Annotated in this window: 15 protein-coding genes, 1 other RNA gene and 1 pseudogene; 6 read left to right on the top strand and 11 right to left on the bottom strand. The window is 44.0% G+C overall.

The annotated features are described in order from the left end of the window. Positions 1-321: 321 nt before the first annotated feature. A complete protein-coding gene (locus ABUE20_RS15895; protein ID WP_408620937.1) occupies positions 322-708 on the top strand; it encodes an outer membrane protein assembly factor BamE in 387 nt (128 codons plus the stop codon). Positions 709-742: 34 nt separating this feature from the next. Here ABUE20_RS15895 and ABUE20_RS15890 read toward each other — a convergent pair whose 3' ends face one another. After that, positions 743-1,036, bottom strand: coding sequence for an RnfH family protein (locus ABUE20_RS15890; protein ID WP_408620933.1), 294 nt, complete (start codon positions 1,034-1,036; stop codon positions 743-745). Positions 1,037-1,038: 2 nt separating this feature from the next. Next, a complete protein-coding gene (locus ABUE20_RS15885; RefSeq protein WP_408620932.1) occupies positions 1,039-1,467 on the bottom strand; it encodes an SRPBCC family protein in 429 nt (142 codons plus the stop codon). 103 nt (positions 1,468-1,570) lie between these two features. Here ABUE20_RS15885 and smpB point away from each other — a divergent pair, with 103 nt between their 5' ends. From smpB to ABUE20_RS15860, 5 genes and pseudogenes are all read left to right on the top strand, one after another. Further along, positions 1,571-2,053, top strand: coding sequence for an SsrA-binding protein SmpB (gene smpB / locus ABUE20_RS15880; RefSeq protein ID WP_408620936.1), 483 nt, complete (start codon positions 1,571-1,573; stop codon positions 2,051-2,053). A gap of 511 nt (positions 2,054-2,564) precedes the next feature. Beyond that, positions 2,565-2,708 carry a hypothetical protein gene (locus tag ABUE20_RS15875; protein WP_408620931.1) on the top strand — a complete coding sequence of 48 codons (144 nt, stop codon included), beginning with the start codon at positions 2,565-2,567 and terminating at the stop codon, positions 2,706-2,708. Between the two features lie 65 nt (positions 2,709-2,773). Further along, positions 2,774-3,140, top strand: a transfer-messenger RNA (tmRNA) gene (gene ssrA, locus ABUE20_RS15870). A 189-nt stretch (positions 3,141-3,329) separates the two neighbouring features. Then, the gene (locus ABUE20_RS15865) at positions 3,330-4,571 is read left to right on the top strand and encodes an integrase domain-containing protein (RefSeq protein WP_408620930.1); all 1,242 of its coding nucleotides are present in this window, start codon (positions 3,330-3,332) and stop codon (positions 4,569-4,571) included. A 101-nt stretch (positions 4,572-4,672) separates the two neighbouring features. Further along, positions 4,673-5,650, top strand: a pseudogene (locus tag ABUE20_RS15860) (IS481 family transposase). On the opposite strand, the gene ABUE20_RS15855 reads toward ABUE20_RS15860, so the two are convergent. From ABUE20_RS15855 to ABUE20_RS15815, 9 genes are all read right to left on the bottom strand, one after another. Beyond that, positions 5,645-5,878 carry a helix-turn-helix transcriptional regulator gene (locus tag ABUE20_RS15855; RefSeq protein ID WP_408620929.1) on the bottom strand — a complete coding sequence of 78 codons (234 nt, stop codon included), beginning with the start codon at positions 5,876-5,878 and terminating at the stop codon, positions 5,645-5,647. The pseudogene ABUE20_RS15860 and the gene ABUE20_RS15855 sit on opposite strands and share 6 nt — an antisense overlap. Before the next feature lie 117 nt (positions 5,879-5,995). Then, positions 5,996-6,160 (bottom strand): hypothetical protein, encoded by a 165-nt coding sequence (locus ABUE20_RS15850; protein WP_408620928.1) that lies wholly within the window; start codon positions 6,158-6,160, stop codon positions 5,996-5,998. 13 nt (positions 6,161-6,173) lie between these two features. Continuing rightward, entirely contained in the window at positions 6,174-6,887 is a 714-nt protein-coding gene (locus tag ABUE20_RS15845; RefSeq protein WP_408620927.1) for a zeta toxin family protein, read from the bottom strand. A 58-nt stretch (positions 6,888-6,945) separates the two neighbouring features. Beyond that, the gene (locus ABUE20_RS15840) at positions 6,946-7,677 is read right to left on the bottom strand and encodes a M48 family metallopeptidase (RefSeq protein ID WP_408620926.1); all 732 of its coding nucleotides are present in this window, start codon (positions 7,675-7,677) and stop codon (positions 6,946-6,948) included. Beyond that, positions 7,677-10,808 (bottom strand): type I restriction endonuclease subunit R, encoded by a 3,132-nt coding sequence (locus ABUE20_RS15835; protein WP_408620925.1) that lies wholly within the window; start codon positions 10,806-10,808, stop codon positions 7,677-7,679. The genes ABUE20_RS15840 and ABUE20_RS15835 overlap by 1 nt, the downstream gene beginning before the upstream one ends. A 39-nt stretch (positions 10,809-10,847) precedes the next feature. After that, positions 10,848-13,415, bottom strand: a complete 2,568-nt coding sequence (locus ABUE20_RS15830) for a DUF2357 domain-containing protein (protein WP_408620924.1) — start codon at positions 13,413-13,415, stop codon at positions 10,848-10,850. Further along, complete coding sequence (locus ABUE20_RS15825; protein ID WP_408620923.1) at positions 13,415-15,577, bottom strand: McrB family protein; 2,163 nt, start codon at positions 15,575-15,577, stop codon at positions 13,415-13,417. Before ABUE20_RS15825 ends, ABUE20_RS15830 begins: the two co-directional genes overlap by 1 nt. After that, entirely contained in the window at positions 15,577-16,935 is a 1,359-nt protein-coding gene (locus ABUE20_RS15820; protein WP_408620922.1) for a restriction endonuclease subunit S, read from the bottom strand. The genes ABUE20_RS15825 and ABUE20_RS15820 overlap by 1 nt, the downstream gene beginning before the upstream one ends. Beyond that, entirely contained in the window at positions 16,932-19,382 is a 2,451-nt protein-coding gene (locus ABUE20_RS15815; RefSeq protein WP_408620921.1) for a type I restriction-modification system subunit M, read from the bottom strand. The genes ABUE20_RS15820 and ABUE20_RS15815 overlap by 4 nt, the downstream gene beginning before the upstream one ends. Between the last annotated feature and the right edge of the window lie 35 nt (positions 19,383-19,417).

Below are 19,417 nucleotides of genomic sequence, written 5' to 3'. Positions count from 1 at the left end.
GATGACTATGACGTCTATTTCTCGATGATGAAAATAGGTCGATTAGATGAACGCACCATGAAAATAATTCGTCTAAAATAACAAGGGACATGTAAACCATGTCCCCGGTTTAAAATGTAAAGGATGTCCCGTTTGTACAGGGGTGTAATCAACAAAGATAAATTAAAAGGTAAGCACTGCGCCCTCAATCCAGAGTGACCAAGCATCACAAATTGGCACAACAACCATAGAAAAAATAGCAACCACGTGAATCTATACTTCTTTTTTGGTCAGTCCTTGATATGATTAGCATCCTTGTTATGGAATATATAAAAGAAGATGATGCGCTCACGATTGATTTTACCAGCTCTTTTAAGCACCGTTTTACTTTCGGGATGTTCAGTATTTAATTCACTGGTTTATCAGATCGACATTCCTCAGGGAAACTTTGTAGAGGAAAAACAAGTTGAGCAACTACGAGTCCATATGACTCAGGAGCAAGTTCAATTTGTGATGGGGACTCCGATGCTAGTCGATGCATTCACTCCAAACAAATGGTATTACATCTATCACTTTAATAAAGGCAACGGACCTACCACCCAGAAAAAACTAGTCCTCACCTTTAAAAATGGACTGCTACAAACAATGACTGGCGACTATCAGCCTAGCCCTGATTTTAATACGCCTATCAATGCTCCAAATTCTGAGGCTCCGCAAGCAGCCAGCTAACTCCATCTTTAGCAAAGTGGATTGAGCCACTTATTCACTTTGCTTTAGCTTTGGCTCGCTCGGCGCGAATTTTTCGTAACTCTTTAGGATCAGCGAGCAATGGCCGGTAAATTTCAACCCGATCCCCATTCTGAACTGGATCCGTTAATTTCACAGGTCGACTAAAAATGCCCACTTTCAGTGACCTCTCTCTTAACTCCGGATAATGCTGATACATTCCAGACAACTCAATCGTCTGCCCAACAGTCGTCTCTTCCGGAACGCTCACCGATAACAACGTCTGTTTATCAGGTAATGCGTAGATCACTTCCACGTTCAACTGACTCATCACTAATACACCTGTTTTGCCCGATTCGAAAAAGCCTGTACCATCGCGCCAGCTAACTCTTTAAAGATCCGACCAAAAGCCATTGCAATCAACCGATTCGAAAATTCAAATTCCAGCTCCAACACCACTTTACAAGCATCGGCAGCCAACGGCTGAAAATTCCAGCTTCCCGAAAGCTGTTTAAATGGCCCATTGACCAACTGTAGCTCTATTTTATCAAACGGATGTAACACGTTACGGGTTGTAAACTCATTCCGGATCCCCGCTTTAGCCACCTGAACCGATGCCGTCATCTCATGCTCCGTCTGTTCAAGGATATGACTTCCCACGCAACCGGGTAGAAATTCAGGATACGACAGAACATCATTGACTAAATGGTACATCTGCTCGGCACTAAAATGAACCAGGGCACTACGCTGGATCTGAGGCATGAACACTCCTTATGTCAAAATCGGCGTGATCTTACCATCATCCCGGAAAAACTCACAGAATATCAGTTTCCTTGTGAAAATAGATGGGTATAATAGCCCGCCTATGGCTAAGAAAAATGCAAAAAATCCCGGCGGAAGTACCATCGCCCAAAACCGCAAAGCTCGCCACGAATATCATATCGAACACAAATTCGAGGCAGGGCTGGAGTTGCAGGGCTGGGAAGTCAAATCACTGCGAGCCGGTAAAATAAACATCAGTGAAAGTTATGTGATCATCCATCGTGGTGAGGCTTACCTGTACGGCGCAACGATTCAACCGTTAAAAGTAGCATCGACCCACGTTATTGCCGACCCAACCCGCAACCGTAAATTGTTGCTCAATAAACGAGAACTAGAACGGCTCATCGGCTCTACCGAACGTCAGGGATATACCATTGTCCCTCTAGCCATGTATTGGAAACGGTCATGGGTAAAATTGGAAATCGGTTTAGCCAAAGGGAAAAAAGAACACGATAAACGGAGCGATATTAAAGATCGGGAATGGCAGCGCTCTAAAGCACGTGTCATGAAACACGCCCAGCAATAAACATCCCTTAAGCTTGCCACGGCGATACCCTCTCGTCCCCCGTGTAACACCGTGATGTTCCCGGCATCTGCTACGCTATTGCCGGGCTACATGGTAAATTCCATTGATCGCATGTATCCGGATGTCACACCTGAATCAATCAACTCGTAGCCCGGATGCAACACCGTGAAATCGGGAATATCTTAAGCTCTGCCCCAAATCACACCAGCCCCTATCCAAGCGACATCAGCACGCCACACCTGAATCAATCCGCTCGTAGCCCGGATGCAACACCGTGAAATCCGGGAATATCATGAAGCTCTGCCCCGGATGACGCCAGCCCCAGCCAAGCGACATAAGCATGCCACACCTGAATCAATCGGCTCGTAGCCCGGATGAAACACCGTGAAATCCGGGATATATTAAGCCCTGACCCAGATTACACCAGCCCCCATCCAAGCGACATCAGCATGCCACACCTGAATCAATCCGCTCGTAGCCCGGATGCAACACCGTGAAATCCGGGGATATCATGAAGCTCAGCCCCGGATTACGCCAGATCCATCCGGCTACATTGCATCGATGGTATTTTGGTTTCCCTCTTGAATTTATCGCCATCCCCCCAATGTTATGTTTTGTAAACAAAACATTTGTCGATTTCGGATTGAACAAATAAAGTCCAATCAAAAAACTTACGCTAGTCACACCGATCTACTCTGTGTTAGACTAGCGCCCAGTTCCGGGGCTGATTTAGGATTCGACAGGATCAATGAGTTCAGCGGAGCATGCCGAGGGGCGGTTGGCCTCGTTAAAAGCCGCAAAAAAATAGTCGCAAACGACGAAAACTACGCTTTAGCAGCTTAATAACCTGCTAATGCTCTCCTGCCCTAGCTTCCGCCTGAAAGACGGGGATTAACAGGGGATCAAACCAAATCAGGATCGCGCGGATGCTCCCGCTTGAGAGCTGAACCGTTAAACCTAATTCAAGCTAGTTCTAGTGTGGCGTGTCGACCCGCAGCACTATGGCGAATGTAAAGGCCGACTAAGCATGTAGCGCCTCTGAGTGAGATGGTTTTGGACGGGGGTTCAAATCCCCCCAGCTCCACCAATTCTAAGTTTAAAGACGTCCTAGGACGTCTTTTTTCTTGCCTGTAACATAGTAAAATCAATGAGTTATCATCCACAGACGTCCAATAACGTCTTTGACTAGCCAGAGTTTGATGTATTCCAGGTTGTATTCCAAAACTTTTGAAGTAAAATTTGGAATACAACGAATCGCAAGGATACTGTGACTACCATGCCGAAAGCCGTTACTCCTCTTACCCAAACTCAAATCAAAAACGCCAAACCTAAAGAAAAAGATTACAACCTTTCCGATGGTCTTGGTCTTCAACTCCGGATTCGAAGTAACGGTACTAAGCAATGGAATTACCAATACACGCACCCGCACTCGAAGAAGCGCGTTAACATTGGACTAGGAACACTAGATAAAGTGAGTCTAAAGCTTGCTAGAGAACTGGCACAAAAATATCGTGAGCTAGTGGTCCAAGGTATTGATCCCAAAGATGCGCGAGAAAAAGAACAACTATCTAATCAAGCAATCCACGAGAATACCTTCTATAACGTCGCTAAGCGGTGGATGGAAATCAAACGAGACAATGTAACCAAAGATTACGCAAAAGATTACTGGAGTTCTCTTGAACTCCATATTTTCCCATCTATCGCTAATGTTCCTATTGCAGATATCAACGCGCAGAACGTGATTAAAATTCTTAAGCCTATAGAAGCTAAAGGGAGCTTAGAGACCGTTAAGCGTTTAACCCAAAGGCTAAATGAAATCATGAACCACGCAGTTAACAGTGGACTCATTCAAGCTAACCCCCTTTCAGGGATCAAAGCCGTATTTAAAAAGCCAAAAAAAGAAAATATGGCAGCACTCACACCAGCTGAATTGCCAGAATTCATGCAAGCTCTTGTGAATGCAAATATAAAGCGCACCACGCGCTGTGTAATCGAATGGCAACTTCATACCATAACACGACCAAGCGAAGCAGCAGGAACTCGATGGGACGAAATAGATCTAGATAAAAAAATATGGACGATTCAACCAGAACGAATGAAAAAAAGAAGAGAGCATCGAATCCCACTAACAGAACAGATGCTCGCTTTGCTGGAAGTCATGAAACCGATTAGCGGACATCGCGAATATGTTTTCCCATCTGACCGTGATCCTAAAAAACCATTTGGTAATCAAACAGCTAACGCAGCAATAAAACGTATGGGATTTGCAGGTCGATTAGTCAGTCACGGCCTTCGATCTATTGCCAGTACGACTCTTAATGAACAAGGATTCGAAAGCGACTTGGTTGAAGCTGCCCTAGCACACGTTGAGAAAAACCAGGTACGTGGCGCCTATAACCGAACTGACTACTTAGAGCGCCGTATTCCAATGATGTGCTGGTGGAGCGAGCATATTGAAAAAGCCTCTCAAGGGAGTTTATCGATCACAACCACTCGCAACTTGAGAGCCATTGGTTAACATGTTAACAAACAAAAAAATAAAAGCATGAGGGTGGACATATAGTCCTCCCTCTTTTATGTGTGTGATTCATAGACATCCTTTCAACTATACTGATGTCTATGGACAGGGAAATTCAGCAAAGACTACAGTGGGTAAAGATGTATGAGGAATGTGGTGATGCAGGCCTCGTATGTCGACGCTGTGGTATTTCCAGACCAACATTACGTAAGTGGACGAAGCGATATAGGTTGAATGGAATCGCTGGTCTCGAAAGCCAAAGCAAACGCCCTCATTCTTCTCCAGACGCCAAGATCACTGATGAATTAAAGGCGTTGATCCTTGAGATGCGCGAAAAACGCAACTTAGGTGCGCGGCGCTTACAAACAGAACTAATCCGACTTCACCAAATACACCTAAGCACAGCGACTATCCATAAAGTTTTATCAGAAGCTTCTGTTAAACCGATTGTAACTTATCGACGTAAAAAAGATTTCCAAAGATACGAGCGCCCGATCCCTGGTGATAGAGTCCAGATGGATACCTGTAAAATAGCACCTGGAATTTATCAGTACACAGCTATCGATGACTGCTCCCGCTATCGGGTTCTGAGGTGCTACTCTCGGCGCACAGCGGAAAATACAGTCGACTTTATCGAATGTGTCGTGGAGGAAATGCCATTTCCTATCCAGCGCATTCAGACGGACAGAGGGCGCGAATTCTTTGCAGAGAAAGTCCAGAAGCAACTTATGATATATGGAATCAAGTTTCGTCCAAACAAGCCTGGTTCGCCTCACTTGAAAGGCAAAGTTGAACGCTCCCAGAAAACAGATAAAAGTGAGTTTTATCCGACTATAGATGTTGGTGTGGGGCTGAAAGAGCTGGATCTGCTGCTAGCTGAATAGCAGCACTACTATAACTGGGAGCGGCCCCATAGCTCGTTAAAGGGGCTAACACCGATAGACAGGATTACAGAGTTATCTGACCAAACTCCTTTGTCTGAAGACGTATCACAGCACTATCAGCTCTGGAAAGAGAGGTTTCAAGAGCAGAATTACAAGCTCGATCTTCGGCTAAGAAAGTTGAAACCATCTCTATGAATCACACAAATTAGCTACCTGAGTTTGTTTCCCTCCATCCCTCTCAGCAATTCTATCCATCATCCACTCCTCAACCTCACTTTCTATCCACGCCACAGCACGACCACCTAAAGGCACAGTGCTCGGAAACTTCTTTTCACTCATTAATTTGTAAACGTTTGAACGGCTCATTGCTGTCATGTTCATTACTTTTTTTATTCGAATTAAACGCGTTGGTTGTTCTTGCATATCATCACCTTTAGCTGAAGGTTTTATTCAATGTGATGATATATATGTGAAATATTTTGATATCGTAAAAACGACAAAGCCGCTGTTTATAGCGGCTTTGAGCAATTAACATTCATTCTAACGACAAACATGCTGTTCTGCTTTAGCAATCAATTCTTGCTGTTCTCTAATAGTTTCTTTTACTACTTTATCGAAGAATTTACGTTTTTCGCTTGCCGAAGCATGCCGAACAAAATCAGAGAAAGGAGTAGATTTAACCTTTTCACGTTTAGTTCCGATCATCTTTCCCTCCTTATTAGTTTCTCAATCCGACGATGGTCTCTAAAGACTCGCGATTGTACTTTTTGCTTAATAAAGCGTCAATATCTGTTACATCAAAATGAGGCTTTTCACTCTTACCGTCAATATTTTTTTCAATAAACATAATATTAATATCAGGACCAAATATCTTTTTTAACTCGCTAACCACATGTTGTGATTGCATAAATTGAGTTACGAACACCTCTGCTGGAACCCTTCTTCCTTCGACAGTTTCACGAGCTTTAACTAAACGCCATGCCTGTTCTGGTTCCTGATATACAAAGATTATCTGAACGTAGCGACCACGTTTTAACGAACGCTCAATGTTATTTTTAGCTTTATCAAAGCTGGACAAGGTAGAATCCAAGATAAAGCTGACATCCTTCTGTAAAGCTCGATCATGGATAGCCTCAACCAAAAGAGTAGCAGCTCTTTGGAAGAGCGGAGAATTCTCTCCATGATAATCCTCAAACTCTTTTCGAAGTTCATCATTCTCAATATGCACTAACGACGAAACGCCATTTTGATCTTTAAACATATTCAAAATGTTACGTGCAGTTTCAGTTTTACCAGCGCCAGGGGAGCCAGCCATAAAGACGGAAACAGCGGTCTCTTCTTGAGGTAGATGGTCGACCATCGTTTTAGCCAGAGTCTTTTTCATTTTTTTTGCTTCAGCAATTGCCTTAGCGATAATCTCTTGGTCATTCATTGCGTGTATTCCATGACAAATTGCTGGCTAGTGCCCTTCATAAATAGACCGTACAGAATTAATAGCTCCAATCCTCATAAGCCAACGGTAAACTATTAAGTAAACTACGCCGCTCTCGCCAATTCGGCATAAATTGGTCCATATGGCTCTTGAATCGCTCATTGTGATGACGTTCAAGTAAGTGAACCATCTCATGGACCAAGATGTACTCTAAGCATTCAGGAGGCTTCTTAGCTAACTCTGAATTAATCCATAACCGCTGTGCATTAACGTTGCAACTTCCCCATTTGGTTTTCATTCTTTTCACACCGATCTGAGCCGCTTTAACACCGGTCCGCTTTTCCCAAAAAGGAAGCAATTTATCCAGTGCTTGATGTACTTCACCCCGATAGAAACGATTGAGTAGCTTAACGCGGTTTTCAGTTGAAGTATTGGGGGTAACTTTAAGCTCAAGCCTATTCGTATTTTTCACTTTAACCGAATGCTTCCCTGCTCCGATTTGCACATCTAATCGATAGCATCGCCCCCATACGTAATGGCTTTCCCCACTCACCATTTGCCGACAAGCTTGGCGTGGCTGAGCGGCAAAATCAGCTTGTTGCTGTTTAATCCAACGCAGCTTATTGACAATAGCTAACCGAATCGCGTGATCGCTCGTATTCTCCGGTACCGATAATCGAACATGGCCATTTGGAGGTAACACACTCAGGTGAATATTTTTAATCTGCTTACGCTTAATTTCGATCTCAAGGTCTCCAATAGTCACTTTTGCGCTCGAGTCAACCGACATCAATGGTATTCCTTCTGAGCTTTAACCAATTCCATAACTTGCTCAATATCCACATCATAACCTGCTGTTTCTTCATTAATCGCACGAGCGATTTCGCGCTCTTTGACACGGTCACCTAACCACTCTGCTTTTTTTGTATATCGAACGGCAGAATCGATCTTAGTCGTCAAGACTTCATCACGTCCCAAGTTATCGTATAGTGATTGCTTTGCCATCGTATCGATCGATGAAGGATAATTGCTAGCACGAGTTCCCGCAGGATTTTTCACCTTCTGGGCTAACTGGCGAATCTCTTCTAAATATGATTGATAATCGAGTGCTTTTTCTCGGCGCTGACGAATAATGTCATCTAGTAATACCGACATTTGATCGTAATATTTGGGGTTCACCGGATTCTCATCAACAATCGTTTTACGTACGTTATTTTCAATGGCTTCGGCCATGGCTTCTTCATCTTTTTGAAGCCCCTCAGGGACTGTGCCCGTTGGGTCACGGCTAATCACTAAATCAATCAGCCCTAGCTCATCAAAATCAATGAGTTGTTCGCTATCATCGGCACGGATATACATATCCAACAATGCTCGCATTGCCGGTTCAAAACGTTTTCCGTCTAAATTATCTCCACTACCCACTTTAACTTCATCGCGAACTTTTTCATAAAACACAACTTCTTTGCGGATCTCTTCCGCTTGCTGTTCACTATAACCAGCCTGAGTCATTTCGTTCGCAATATTGGCGTAAGCTCGTAGTAATTTGGCGACCGATTGATACAAAGTCAGACGCAGAGCTTCCTTCTCACTTCGTTCGTCAACATCAACAGGCTCAACGCCTGATTCACCGCAAAAATAATGAAGAAAATCTTTCGTTAACCGTGGGGCTTTTACTGGCTCGCATAACGTTCGCACTGTTTCTAACGCAACATCCAAATCTGATTTAGCTTCATCTAATCGGTCTTTGAGCAAACCGACTACATCTTCATGATCATATCCATCAAAAACTTCATTGGTGTAATCTTTAATCGCCTTATCTAAAGACCGGAACAAATCTTTGTAATCGACAATATAACCATACTCTTTATCTTCACCGTCTAGTCGGTTCACGCGGCAGATTGCTTGGAATAAGTTGTGATCAGCCATACTCTTATCGATATAAAGATAAGTCGCTGAAGGGGCATCAAACCCAGTTAGGAGCTTATCGACCACAATCAACAATCGCATCTGCCCGGGTTCTTCGATAAAGCGCTTTTTCACTTCCTTCTCGAAATCATCCACTCGCTTCATTGCTTCGTCTTCACTCTGCTCGAAGTAATTCGCCAGCATTTTTCGATAGGTATCGTATTTAAAAAGTTTTTCGGTGAGTCCTTCACCCGTTTCTTCACCTTTAATACTGCTTGCCGCTGGTTTATAGCTGGTAACAATGGCACATTTACCATTGAAATCAGTGCGACTAAAAAGATCATAAACAACGCAAGCCTGATGGACACTGGCACACACCAACATGGCATTACCACGGCCATCCATCAATCGGGCCTTAGTCTCCATATCCATCAAAATGTCACTGACTATTTGCTCTAACCGAGAACGACTAGAAAGCACTTTCTGCATCGTGCCCCATTTTTGTTTCAGCTGCATCCGGGCAAGATTCGATACGCCCTTGGTTTTGGCCTCAAACCACTGATCGACTTTCTTCTGCGATGTTAAATGTTGATCGATATCTCTTGCTTCATAACGCAAGTCCAACACGACACCATCATCAACCGCTTCATTAAATTTATAGGTATGAATATAAGGGCCAAAAACCTCCAAAGATTTTTTCTTATCCTTTTTCATCAGTGGCGTACCGGTAAAACCGATGAACATCGCGTCAGGGAGTAGCTCCTTCATTGCTGCATGCAACTTACCTGATTGAGTTCGATGACATTCATCGACAAAGACAAACAAGTTACCCTTAGGCTCAAATCCTCTAGCTGCGTCACGAATTTCTTCAATATAGGTCTTAGTCGCCTCTTCATCTTCCTCTTCACTCAAAGCCTCACCATTGCGCCCAAACTTATGAACAAGGGAACAGACTAGCCAAGGATTGGGCTGGCCTAAGGTAGCTAATAGATCGGCCCCACTTTGAGTACGATAAATTGATTCATCCACCCCGAGGAAAACTTTTTCAATCTGCTCATCCAGCTCGGTACGATCGGTGATAATCAAGACTCGGGAATTGGTCTCATGCTCACGGATCCATTTTGCGAGCCAAACCATCGTTAAGCTTTTACCAGAGCCTTGAGTATGCCAAATAATTCCACCTTGATGGCGTTGTACGTATTGTTTCGCAGCCTGAATACCGAAAAACTGATTATGACGACAAGTCTTTTTCACGCCCGCATCAAAGACAATGAAATCATGCATCAACTGTAGCAATCGGCACTTATCACACAGTTGTGCAAGATGGGTATCCAGTATCGTTTCACAGTGAACATTTGCTTGAGGTAATGCACCATCAGCCTCTGCTTCCTTCCACTCAAGGTAATATTTTTCTGATGTTTCAATAGTCCCGTAGCGCAGCCCCTGAGTATCATTGCCTGCCATCACTAGTTGCATTGTCGTGAAGAAATTTCGAATAAAGGATTTGTTCTGATTATCGAGGTTCTGCCGAATTCCCTCAGAAACCGAAACAGAGGAACGTTTCAGCTCGATCACGCCTAATGCAATGCCGTTCACATAAAGCACAATATCCGGGCGTTTTTTATTCTCACCAGTAACTGTCACTTCTTCTGCAATGGCAAAGTCATTGTTCTTAGGATTTTTCCAATCGATTAGCCATACCGTTTGGTTTTGCTCGCCCGCCCCCTCTTTTTCTTTCACGCCATAACGCAGCAAACGATACACTTCTTTATTGGCATCAAAGAGCTTTTTGCCTTCGCCTAACGCAGCCGCTTTGTCTAACTGACGCAGCGTACGGGTAATTAAGGCGTTGGACACACCTTGTTTTTCCAACCACTGGGTTAAAAGTTCTGTTTCTATATTTTTATTGGTTTCACGATATTCCCAGTTTCCAAGATAGCGGTAACCAAGCTCACCTTGAAAAAATTGCACCACTCGGTTTTGTGTGACGCGTTCTCTTTGTCCGATGGAACTCATACATCGTCCTTAACGTTTATTTATTCTACTAATAATCAACTATAAAAATTTCTCACAGTACGGACAAACCACATTAGATGTCTGTTCAGCCCGAGTTCTGTGATACGTCCATTTCGAACCATTTTTATATAATTCAGCATGGCATGATAAACAGACGGTTTTGATGGTTCTTAACCCGCACGCCAGACAAGTAATCACCCAGCGATCATTTCCTGCTTTAGTCTTTTTATACTGAATATTCAACTGCTGCGGATCGTTACAGCCACATCCCATACAGACCATATTGTGCCAGTTCACCCCACCTTCGTTCTGCAGAATGACACTGTTCTTCTGTAAAAACAGACCGATAAGGCGCTGCAAATTATCAATGGAGTGGCCATATTTAGGTGTTGGACACATAAATACACTACCATAACGATGTTGAGCTCCATCACTTTGCCCATAATCACATTGATTACCCCAGATTAATGGTGATGTCCGGTTTTCAATTACATTAGGGCTGGAATGAATAATAAAGACCGGATTCGTATGATCTTCACTATAGTCTTTCTCTGTATACAACTCGTGTACCAGCTCATGGATATGAGCTTCGCTGACATTCCCTCTGAATTTTGCATCCAACACTAACTTCTCATGCCGCTCGTCGGTAATCTCCCAAACAGAATTTTCCTGATTGTAGGTATAATTTTGTACACAAAAATCCAGCATAAAATCCGGTCGTTTACCTGATTCTAGGGTTTTCTCATAGGTTAATATCAAAGACTGCTGTCGAGCTGGTGCCGTAAAGGAAATATTAATATTGTATTGGCTGTTAAGCACTGCGCCAATCAGGTTATTCTGCCATCCGTCTTCGATCTGAAAACCATACACCCGACTTAACACATGAATAATTTGTAACAGGCACCATTTTTCATACAGATTAGAAATATTGACCAGACCGATGTCATCAACCAGCATCAAAGCGTCAAGCATATCGTCATCCAAGCCATGAAATGCGGTGATTTTTTTAAACTGACTTTTTGCCCCGGCATAAGCCGGATTTTGGATAAAGACCATCGATTGAGGACAATGATTGTGAACCTTCACGTGGTTTTGTTTAAAAAAGGCTGAGATGACCTTCAACCGGCTTTGTAACTTAGGTACCGGTGTCTGAAAATGGGATAAATTGCTTTGCAAATCCGTATAAAATGCAATTTTTTTGCGGGATACCTCCATTTCTATACGAAGGTCGTTCTGCTCATCTCGGGTAAGAGGGGCAATCCAGTTATTCCTTTCTAACTCAACCCTATTGTTACGTAGCCTTTCAATCTCCGATTTCATCGAATGAGTGGATAGAGACACTGAATTAATGTTTAAAAACGCTAATTCGAAATAAGGAGCCCCACTGCTGTTATGTTCTTTTGTTTTTCGATAAAAACCAGTGATCGTTAACTGGCTATTCGGTAACGCACTAAAAATATTCGCATCTTGAACCTCAGCAGGGAAAGTTACCACTAAGTAAGTGCCAAATTTTTCTCTAAATCTGTCGCCGTTTAACTCCTTAACAAAGAAACTACGTTTTGCCTTACCATATTGGCCACCGATTAAAACCGTATATGAACCATGTGCGATTTTCGCTTGTTCGATAACCGGCTTACCAGACAAATTTGTCAGATAACTAGGTAAGTTCTGATTTAGGTTATTCCAGTCACTAGAAAGTTTCGCAATTTCATTATCATAAACGGTCGAATCAACGCGTTTAGTCGTCGTTCCTTCTACGGTAGCTAACCACTGTTTTTCATGCTCAATAAAGGCATTGCTGGCATCATATTGGGTTGTGGCAATATTCTGCATACTTTTCAATAAATGAAGTACGCGCTGCACGGCATAATAAATAAAGCGATTTTCCGGCGTGTCGTAACTTTCGTAATAGGTTCGACTGGTTAACTCGCGCTGATTAGCTCGAATAGCTAGTTCTCGAAATGTTCGTGGAATGGGTTTTACGGATCGTCGGGGCAGCTTAGCTTGAGTTTCTGACAGAACCATCCCAGGTGCCCGCATGATGGCTTCAACAAAACTGGTAAATTGTTCAAACTGCGCCACAATCTCTGCATCGAATAATCCCGATGACGGTTTCAGCACCGAACCTCTTGCAATACTGTTACCATCAAGGATCAGCATCCACAGATTACTCTTAAAATCCGCGAGATAGCGCTCCAGCTCTGCAACGGTAAAATTCGCCGTATTGTTCTCAATCCAATATGACTGATTTTGTACCACTAGCTCGATTCTGCCAGCTGTACGGAAAATTTCCGTATCGTAACGATTTTTTTCCTTACTCCAAAGCCCCTGCTGTATCCACCAAACTTGCTCAGAACCGGGAGCTTTTAGCCTCATTAACGGCTGTTGCTGACCATCTGACAACCGAAAATATGGCGCATGAATTACATCCTCTTCGAGTAGATGCACACCAATATAATGGTAAGTATTTGGGAAAGTGGTGGTTGCTGTCTGCCAGCCATTTTCGGTCTGCTCCCAGGTCGATGCCTGCTGACTCAGTTCCAGTTTAATGACCGTATCAGGGTCACGCCAGACAATATCCAGATATCTAAGTTCAAGGGGAAACATTAGCGCGCCCAGTAGTTTACAACCCAGTCATTGGCTTGTGCATTGGCAATCACCCGATCCAGTTCTTCCACCGCCGACGCGGTTCCATCCACATCGAGTTGCGCCAACTGAGTACTCAGGAAGTCCCTCATATTGGTCAGAACGTCTTTACGCGTCAGCGTATCATTAATCGGTTTCTCCCCATCAAACAGAAGTTTAGGAAGCACTTTGTGCAATACAATATTATTCAAGATCAGCACATCATCCGACCCAAACCGCCGCATAGAATCTTGATAAAGCAGAGCCTGCCGCACAGTACGCAAACCAAATTCCACACCAAGTGGTACTAGATAGTCTCGAGCCAACTGCACTAACATCATCACCAGAGGATCGGTTCGATCATATTCAGGATACGGAGTCCGTTTACCAAGCGCTTCAATATCGATGTGCAGCGGCAAAGCTAAATCCAGATCAAATGTTTCCACTTCGGCTTCAACATCAGCCCAGTCAAACAGCAACGGACTGCTAAAACGCATAATGTGCACACGGTCGAGAATTTTAGGCGACAGATAGTGAGTAGTTTCATCCACGTTAATCGCACCAATAATCCGCACATTCGCAGGCAACGTTAAACTTGATGGTGTTTTAAGATAACTGCTCACCAGTTTGCGCAGCTGAGAATGATAGGTTAACAGCGACTCACCTTCGCCAAAACCACACAGCTCCTGCAATTTGGCATTTAATGCTTCATCTCGAAGCAAATCCAGAAAGGTCAGTAAATCAGGTTTATCCAATTTGTCTTTAGCTACATCAATCAATGCCAGAAAGTTGCGCACTTCATTGAGTAAGTGCTCCGCTTCAGCATCGGAATACAACGGAATTTCAGGAGTAACATCCCGCTCTTCCAGCAGACTCAGAAAATCCGCAAAATAGTATTCAATTCGGGCCAAATTCATTTCATCAAGGCAGATAAAATACGGCACGTCTGGATTTTGCTGCGCCTCAAACAAAGCATCAAGAAATGGTGTAGACAGATATTTTCGTTCTAGCGGATTGTAATACCCCAGTAAATCCTCAGCACTGGTCCAGTTTGGCTTAACCGGTACCACCACCGCTTTACCGCCAATGGCTTTGGCAAAAGATTTTACTAAATTGGTTTTACCTGAACCGGAGTCTCCCGCCAACACAATTAAATCGTGCGTGGTAACGAGCGCAAAGAAGTCCTCCAGCACCTGGCGACGATAAATACTGTGGTGATGCTGCATAAACGCCTGAATATAACTCACCGCACGAGTCACATCCCCTTCAAAGACATCAACAAAATCATGCCCTACCACCTCAGTCTGCTGCGTTGAATGGCCTAATAAAATATCCATATCCGACTGATCAATAATATTTAAATCCACCAACATTTTTGCTTTTTGTTCAAGAAATTGATTTAGCTTATTCAATTGCCGCTCCATGACTGTTTTTTGTTGGGTGAATTGTTCCATTGCCTGTTGCTGATGCGCTAGTGTTGCCGACAAATCGGCTTTTGCGGTTTCAAGATTATCTTGTTGCGTATTCACCTGCTGGTTCAATACGGCGATGTTTTCCTGTAACGTCGATAACCGTTCACTTTCAGCCAATCGTTGCTGTTCAAGCGCTGAACTCAAGCGTTGATGATCTTTGGTAATAAGTTGATGATTTTTATTGATAACCGCATCAAACACTCTTTTATCAAGGTACTGCGCTCCATCAATGGTATACGTCGTTTCCTTAATATTGTCCGGCAGAATCGACAACCATTGTACCGAGTCATTAATAGCTTTTAAGGCAAAAGGATTGTTATGTTTTTGCCGCTCCTCTCTGGGTGATAATTCCGCCAACACATTCACCCAGCGACCATCAATACTATCCCTGTCCGTAAAGAGTTTGCCTTTCAAGCTACCAATAAATACCGTATGCATATACTTCGGCATCGAGATGGGATAAAGCAGCGGATGATCATCCACTGCACTGCGTAAGTTTTCCAAAACATAAAAGGAATTGCTGTTTGCCCCCTGACGCTCTGATAACTGTCCTAGGATCATAAAAGGCTGAGATACCTCATACCCCCAGAGCTCTTTAAGTAACTCGATTAATGCCTCGTCACTGTGATCCTTTAATACCGCCGGGGAATAAGTTCGCTGATCGTCAGCCATCACACCAGCCTTGTTTTCCCGGTCAACAACTCTTGCATCATGCCCTGTTTTAGCTGGCGGGTTTTGTTGAGGCGCTTTTCCAACGTTTGGATTTCGTTATCCATATCCGAGAGGACGACCGCTATTGCACCTCTTTCCTCTCTTGGCGGTAAGGGGATTTTTAAGGCTTTGAAAGCACCATTTGTTATGTGTACTTGAGTGCTGCCTACCATTATTTCATTAGCAGCTTTTCTATATTGAGTGGTATTCGAATATTGAATTAGGTAATTGGAAGTTTCACTATCTTCTGCGATGAAGCCATATACCCCTTGAGCTAGAACGTATTTTTCATCAATGGGAATATTCACCATCAAGCCTATACTTGGACCGCTAGGCACTAAATCCCTTAAAACCACAATCGTATATCGGTTATCAATACAATTTTTAGAGTATTTTAACGACCAATCTTTACTACAGAATTGCTGGTCCTTTTCGGTAACTTTTAGGACTCCACCTCTAACAACTCCACCTTTAGGTAACACTTTAACGCCTGTATTAGTGAAATCGCTCGGTTTAAACGGTGCCCCCCCTCGTAAGTCCTGAATCAGGCTTTCAATCGGTTTTACTCTCCAATCCTCCGGGATCTCTCCCAGTTCGCTGAGCTTGTAGCCCTTAGCGCTGCCGTCTTCATGGTTAGCAAATTGCGGCAAGCGGGTTTTGCCGGTGAGTAACTGCTGCATGGTGGCGGTTTTGATCGCCTGTTTTTTGGCAATCAACTGTTCCAGTTCGGTCAGCAGCGCATCCATATCGGACAGGGCATTGGCAATGGCGGTTTGTTCTTTGATTGGAGGCAGAGGTAGTTTTATCAACCTCATTTTGTTCATTCCAAAAGCTGCTTGCGAGGTAGAATGTAATTCCGATTTGAGTGTTTTCTGGAAGAGCTCCGAGTAGAAAAACGCCATCAAATAGATTGGTTCAACGTTCTTTGGCTGCAATAAAATAACATTGGCGCTTAGCGCAAATCTAAAAGGCACTTGAGGTACAAACTTTGGAACTCCAATAGTTCCAATTTTCCCGAAAACAATATCTCCTTTTTGAAGTTGGAAGCTTTTTTCTTGCTTGTCCACTGCCTTAGAAATGATTTTTCTACTAGCAGTCCAGTCAACTTCTCTACTGTTAATGAAATCACTGATGCCAATGTATGGCTCACCATTCGATGATTCTGGTGGCGTTCTATGATCTGGTTGCGGGTCAATTATACAAGCGAGTTCTTCTATTGTTGCAACCCCCCAATCCTCAGGAATCGCCCCAACTTCAGTTTGCTTATAACCTTTTGGCACAGCCTGTTTTTCTGTTGCCATTACTGCAGCCTCATTCATAGCGTCCACTCCAGTCCCATGGCTTTGAGATGATTGGCGACTTTATCACTGAGCTCTACCACAGATTTGGTCAAGGTTGGCAGTGGCGTGCTGTAGCGCTGTTCCAGCTCTTTCACTCGATTCGCCAATTGCTGAGTCACGCGCTCAATTTCCGCCTGAATATTGATTTGCAGAGTAGCGAGCCATTTATCATCGACAATCAAAGTTTTGATGTCATCAAGAGTTAAAGTTGGGTAATGCTTAAAGACCGCCAGATCCAGCGCATCTTGTGCTTCTTTGACCGCTTTTTTGGCGTTGGCTTCGGCATTAAACAGTTTGGTGGCGTGTTTAAGGGCTTTCAACTCTTCCGCATCTGTCGCGACTTTAGCGCGCGCGGCAACACTGGCTTTGGTGATCTTGTCTTTGTCATTCATGGCATCCACCAGCAAACCATCATCACTGCCTTGCTCTTCCAGATAGTTTTCTAGCTCTTGGGCGGCGGCATCTTGCTTAGCTTGCAACTCATTGAGTTTATCCTGCTTATCTGCGTAGTAACGCGCCACAATCAGTGCAGGCGGGATCAGTTCGGCTTTGTATTTTTGTTTGTTGATAATGAGATCCGGCGTTTCTTTAAGTTTCTCGCCTTTCTTCACGGTTAACTCACGCAGCACATTGCCCGCTTCCCAGCCATCTTGTGCCAGCACGTACACATCGTCCTGCATCACGTCTGCCCAGTAATCCATCAGAATTTGGAAAATATCGTATTTGCTCAGCAAATCGCTGTTGGCATAAGCGGTTAACAAAGCATCAGAAAGCTCGAAAATCAGTTCTTTCGGGCTGTCGCCTTTGGCGATTTCTTTCAATGCAGCCTGTTTCAGCCACTGCTTAAACGGCAATAAGCTGCGTACGGCAAAATCTTTAAATTCCTGATGTGCCAGAATGGTGTTTTTCACCTGACTTTCCGCCACCAATGGTTGGCTGTAACCATCACGCAGCGGTGCAAACAAGGTTTCGCGCAGCGATGGGAATACGCGCCAGAACTCACCAAGGGCATCCACATCACGGTTGGGAATGCCGCCTTGCAGATGCGCGGTTAAATCATGCAGATCTTCGGGTTCGGAAGAGTCGATATAACGAGGAATATTGAGGTTGTAGTCGTTGTCAGCTATTTCCTTCATTGACACTAAGCGGCTGTAACGATCAATCTCCAGACCGTTATTAAACACTTCCACCACTTTGTAGATATCCTGACTGCGCAGACGGTTTTTATTGCCATCTTTCATAAAGCCTTTGCTGGCATCAATCATAAATATCGGACGCCCTTCCACTTGACCATCAGCCGTCGTAGCAGCTTTTCTCGCATACTCTTTATCAATCACGATAATGCAGGCAGGAATGCCGGTGCCATAAAACAGGTTGGCTGGCAGACCAATAATGCCTTTGATGTAACCTTGTTTGATCAGGTTTTCACGAATATTGGCTTCTGCGTTACCACGGAACAACACCCCGTGCGGGAGGATCACCGCTCCTTTACCGGTACTTTTCAAGCTGGTCAGAATATGCAGCAAGAAGGTGTAGTCACCATTTTTCTCTGGTGGAATGCCCCAGGTAAAACGACCATACATATCGTCGTTCGGGTTTAAGCCACTGGTCCAGTTTTTGTTGGAAAACGGCGGGTTGGCGACGGCAAAATCAAAGGTTTTTAGCTTGTTAGGCGCATCTTTCCAATGGGGTTCGGATAAAGTGTTGCCTTTAAAAATATTGGCGGTTTCGCAGCTGTGCAAAATCACGTTCATCCGCGCTAACGCAGCGGTGGCGTTATCCATTTCCTGCCCATAAAGCGATAGACCGCGCTGCGACTGATCGTTCACTTTCAGCAGCAGTGAACCGGAACCACAGGTCGGGTCATACACGGTTGCGTCCTGCGGAGTTTCTTTAGTGATCCCCACCACGCTCGCCAAAATGCGCGACACTTCCGATGGTGTATAGAATTGACCTTTGGATTTACCAGATTCAGTCGCAAAGTGACGCATCAGATATTCATACGCATCCCCCAGCAAATCATCCCCATCCGCACGGTTGCCGGTTAGATCAAGCCCTTCAAAGATGCCCACCAGCTTGGTCAGACGATCCACCATCTCCTTGCCTTTACCGAGTTTGTCTTCATCGTTAAAGTCGGCAACGTCAATCACGCCTTTTAATTCATTCTTTTCTGCTAACTCAGCAATGATTTTATTGATCTCTTCGCCAATGTTCTTTTGGCCTTTAAGCTCCACCATATCTTCAAAACTGGTACCGATAGGCACTTCAATCATGGCGAACTTATCGCCTTTGTATTTATCCGATACGTATTTCATGAAAAGCATCGTCAGCACATAATCTTTGTACTGGCTGGCATCCATACCGCCGCGCAATTCATCACAGCTTGCCCAAAGGGAGGAATAAAGTTCGTTTTTCTTAATGGCCATTCTTTTTTAAACCTTAGATTTACATCTGAAATGAA

Source organism: Celerinatantimonas marina (assembly GCF_046054165.1).
Taxonomy (GTDB): domain Bacteria; phylum Pseudomonadota; class Gammaproteobacteria; order Enterobacterales; family Celerinatantimonadaceae; genus Celerinatantimonas.
Note: the sequence above shows the minus strand (reverse complement) of the source record. Positions and strands in the feature narration are given on the sequence as shown.

Bases quoted from the DNA above. Each gene is read 5' to 3' on its own strand.
- ABUE20_RS15825 (WP_408620923.1), bottom strand. From the start codon at position 15,577: ATGGCTGACGATCAGCGAACTTATTCCCCGGCGGTATTAAAGGATCAC.
- ABUE20_RS15855 (WP_408620929.1), bottom strand. From the start codon at position 5,878: ATGCAAGAACAACCAACGCGTTTAATTCGAATAAAAAAAGTAATGAAC.
- ABUE20_RS15815 (WP_408620921.1), bottom strand. From the start codon at position 19,382: ATGGCCATTAAGAAAAACGAACTTTATTCCTCCCTTTGGGCAAGCTGT.
- smpB (WP_408620936.1), top strand. From the start codon at position 1,571: ATGGCTAAGAAAAATGCAAAAAATCCCGGCGGAAGTACCATCGCCCAA.
- ABUE20_RS15820 (WP_408620922.1), bottom strand. From the start codon at position 16,935: ATGAATGAGGCTGCAGTAATGGCAACAGAAAAACAGGCTGTGCCAAAA.
- ABUE20_RS15875 (WP_408620931.1), top strand. From the start codon at position 2,565: ATGAAGCTCAGCCCCGGATTACGCCAGATCCATCCGGCTACATTGCAT.
- ABUE20_RS15850 (WP_408620928.1), bottom strand. From the start codon at position 6,160: ATGATCGGAACTAAACGTGAAAAGGTTAAATCTACTCCTTTCTCTGAT.
- ABUE20_RS15890 (WP_408620933.1), bottom strand. From the start codon at position 1,036: ATGAGTCAGTTGAACGTGGAAGTGATCTACGCATTACCTGATAAACAG.
- ABUE20_RS15845 (WP_408620927.1), bottom strand. From the start codon at position 6,887: ATGAATGACCAAGAGATTATCGCTAAGGCAATTGCTGAAGCAAAAAAA.
- ABUE20_RS15835 (WP_408620925.1), bottom strand. From the start codon at position 10,808: ATGAGTTCCATCGGACAAAGAGAACGCGTCACACAAAACCGAGTGGTG.
- ABUE20_RS15830 (WP_408620924.1), bottom strand. From the start codon at position 13,415: ATGTTTCCCCTTGAACTTAGATATCTGGATATTGTCTGGCGTGACCCT.
- ABUE20_RS15840 (WP_408620926.1), bottom strand. From the start codon at position 7,677: ATGTCGGTTGACTCGAGCGCAAAAGTGACTATTGGAGACCTTGAGATC.
- ABUE20_RS15895 (WP_408620937.1), top strand. From the start codon at position 322: ATGCGCTCACGATTGATTTTACCAGCTCTTTTAAGCACCGTTTTACTT.
- ABUE20_RS15865 (WP_408620930.1), top strand. From the start codon at position 3,330: ATGCCGAAAGCCGTTACTCCTCTTACCCAAACTCAAATCAAAAACGCC.
- ABUE20_RS15885 (WP_408620932.1), bottom strand. From the start codon at position 1,467: ATGCCTCAGATCCAGCGTAGTGCCCTGGTTCATTTTAGTGCCGAGCAG.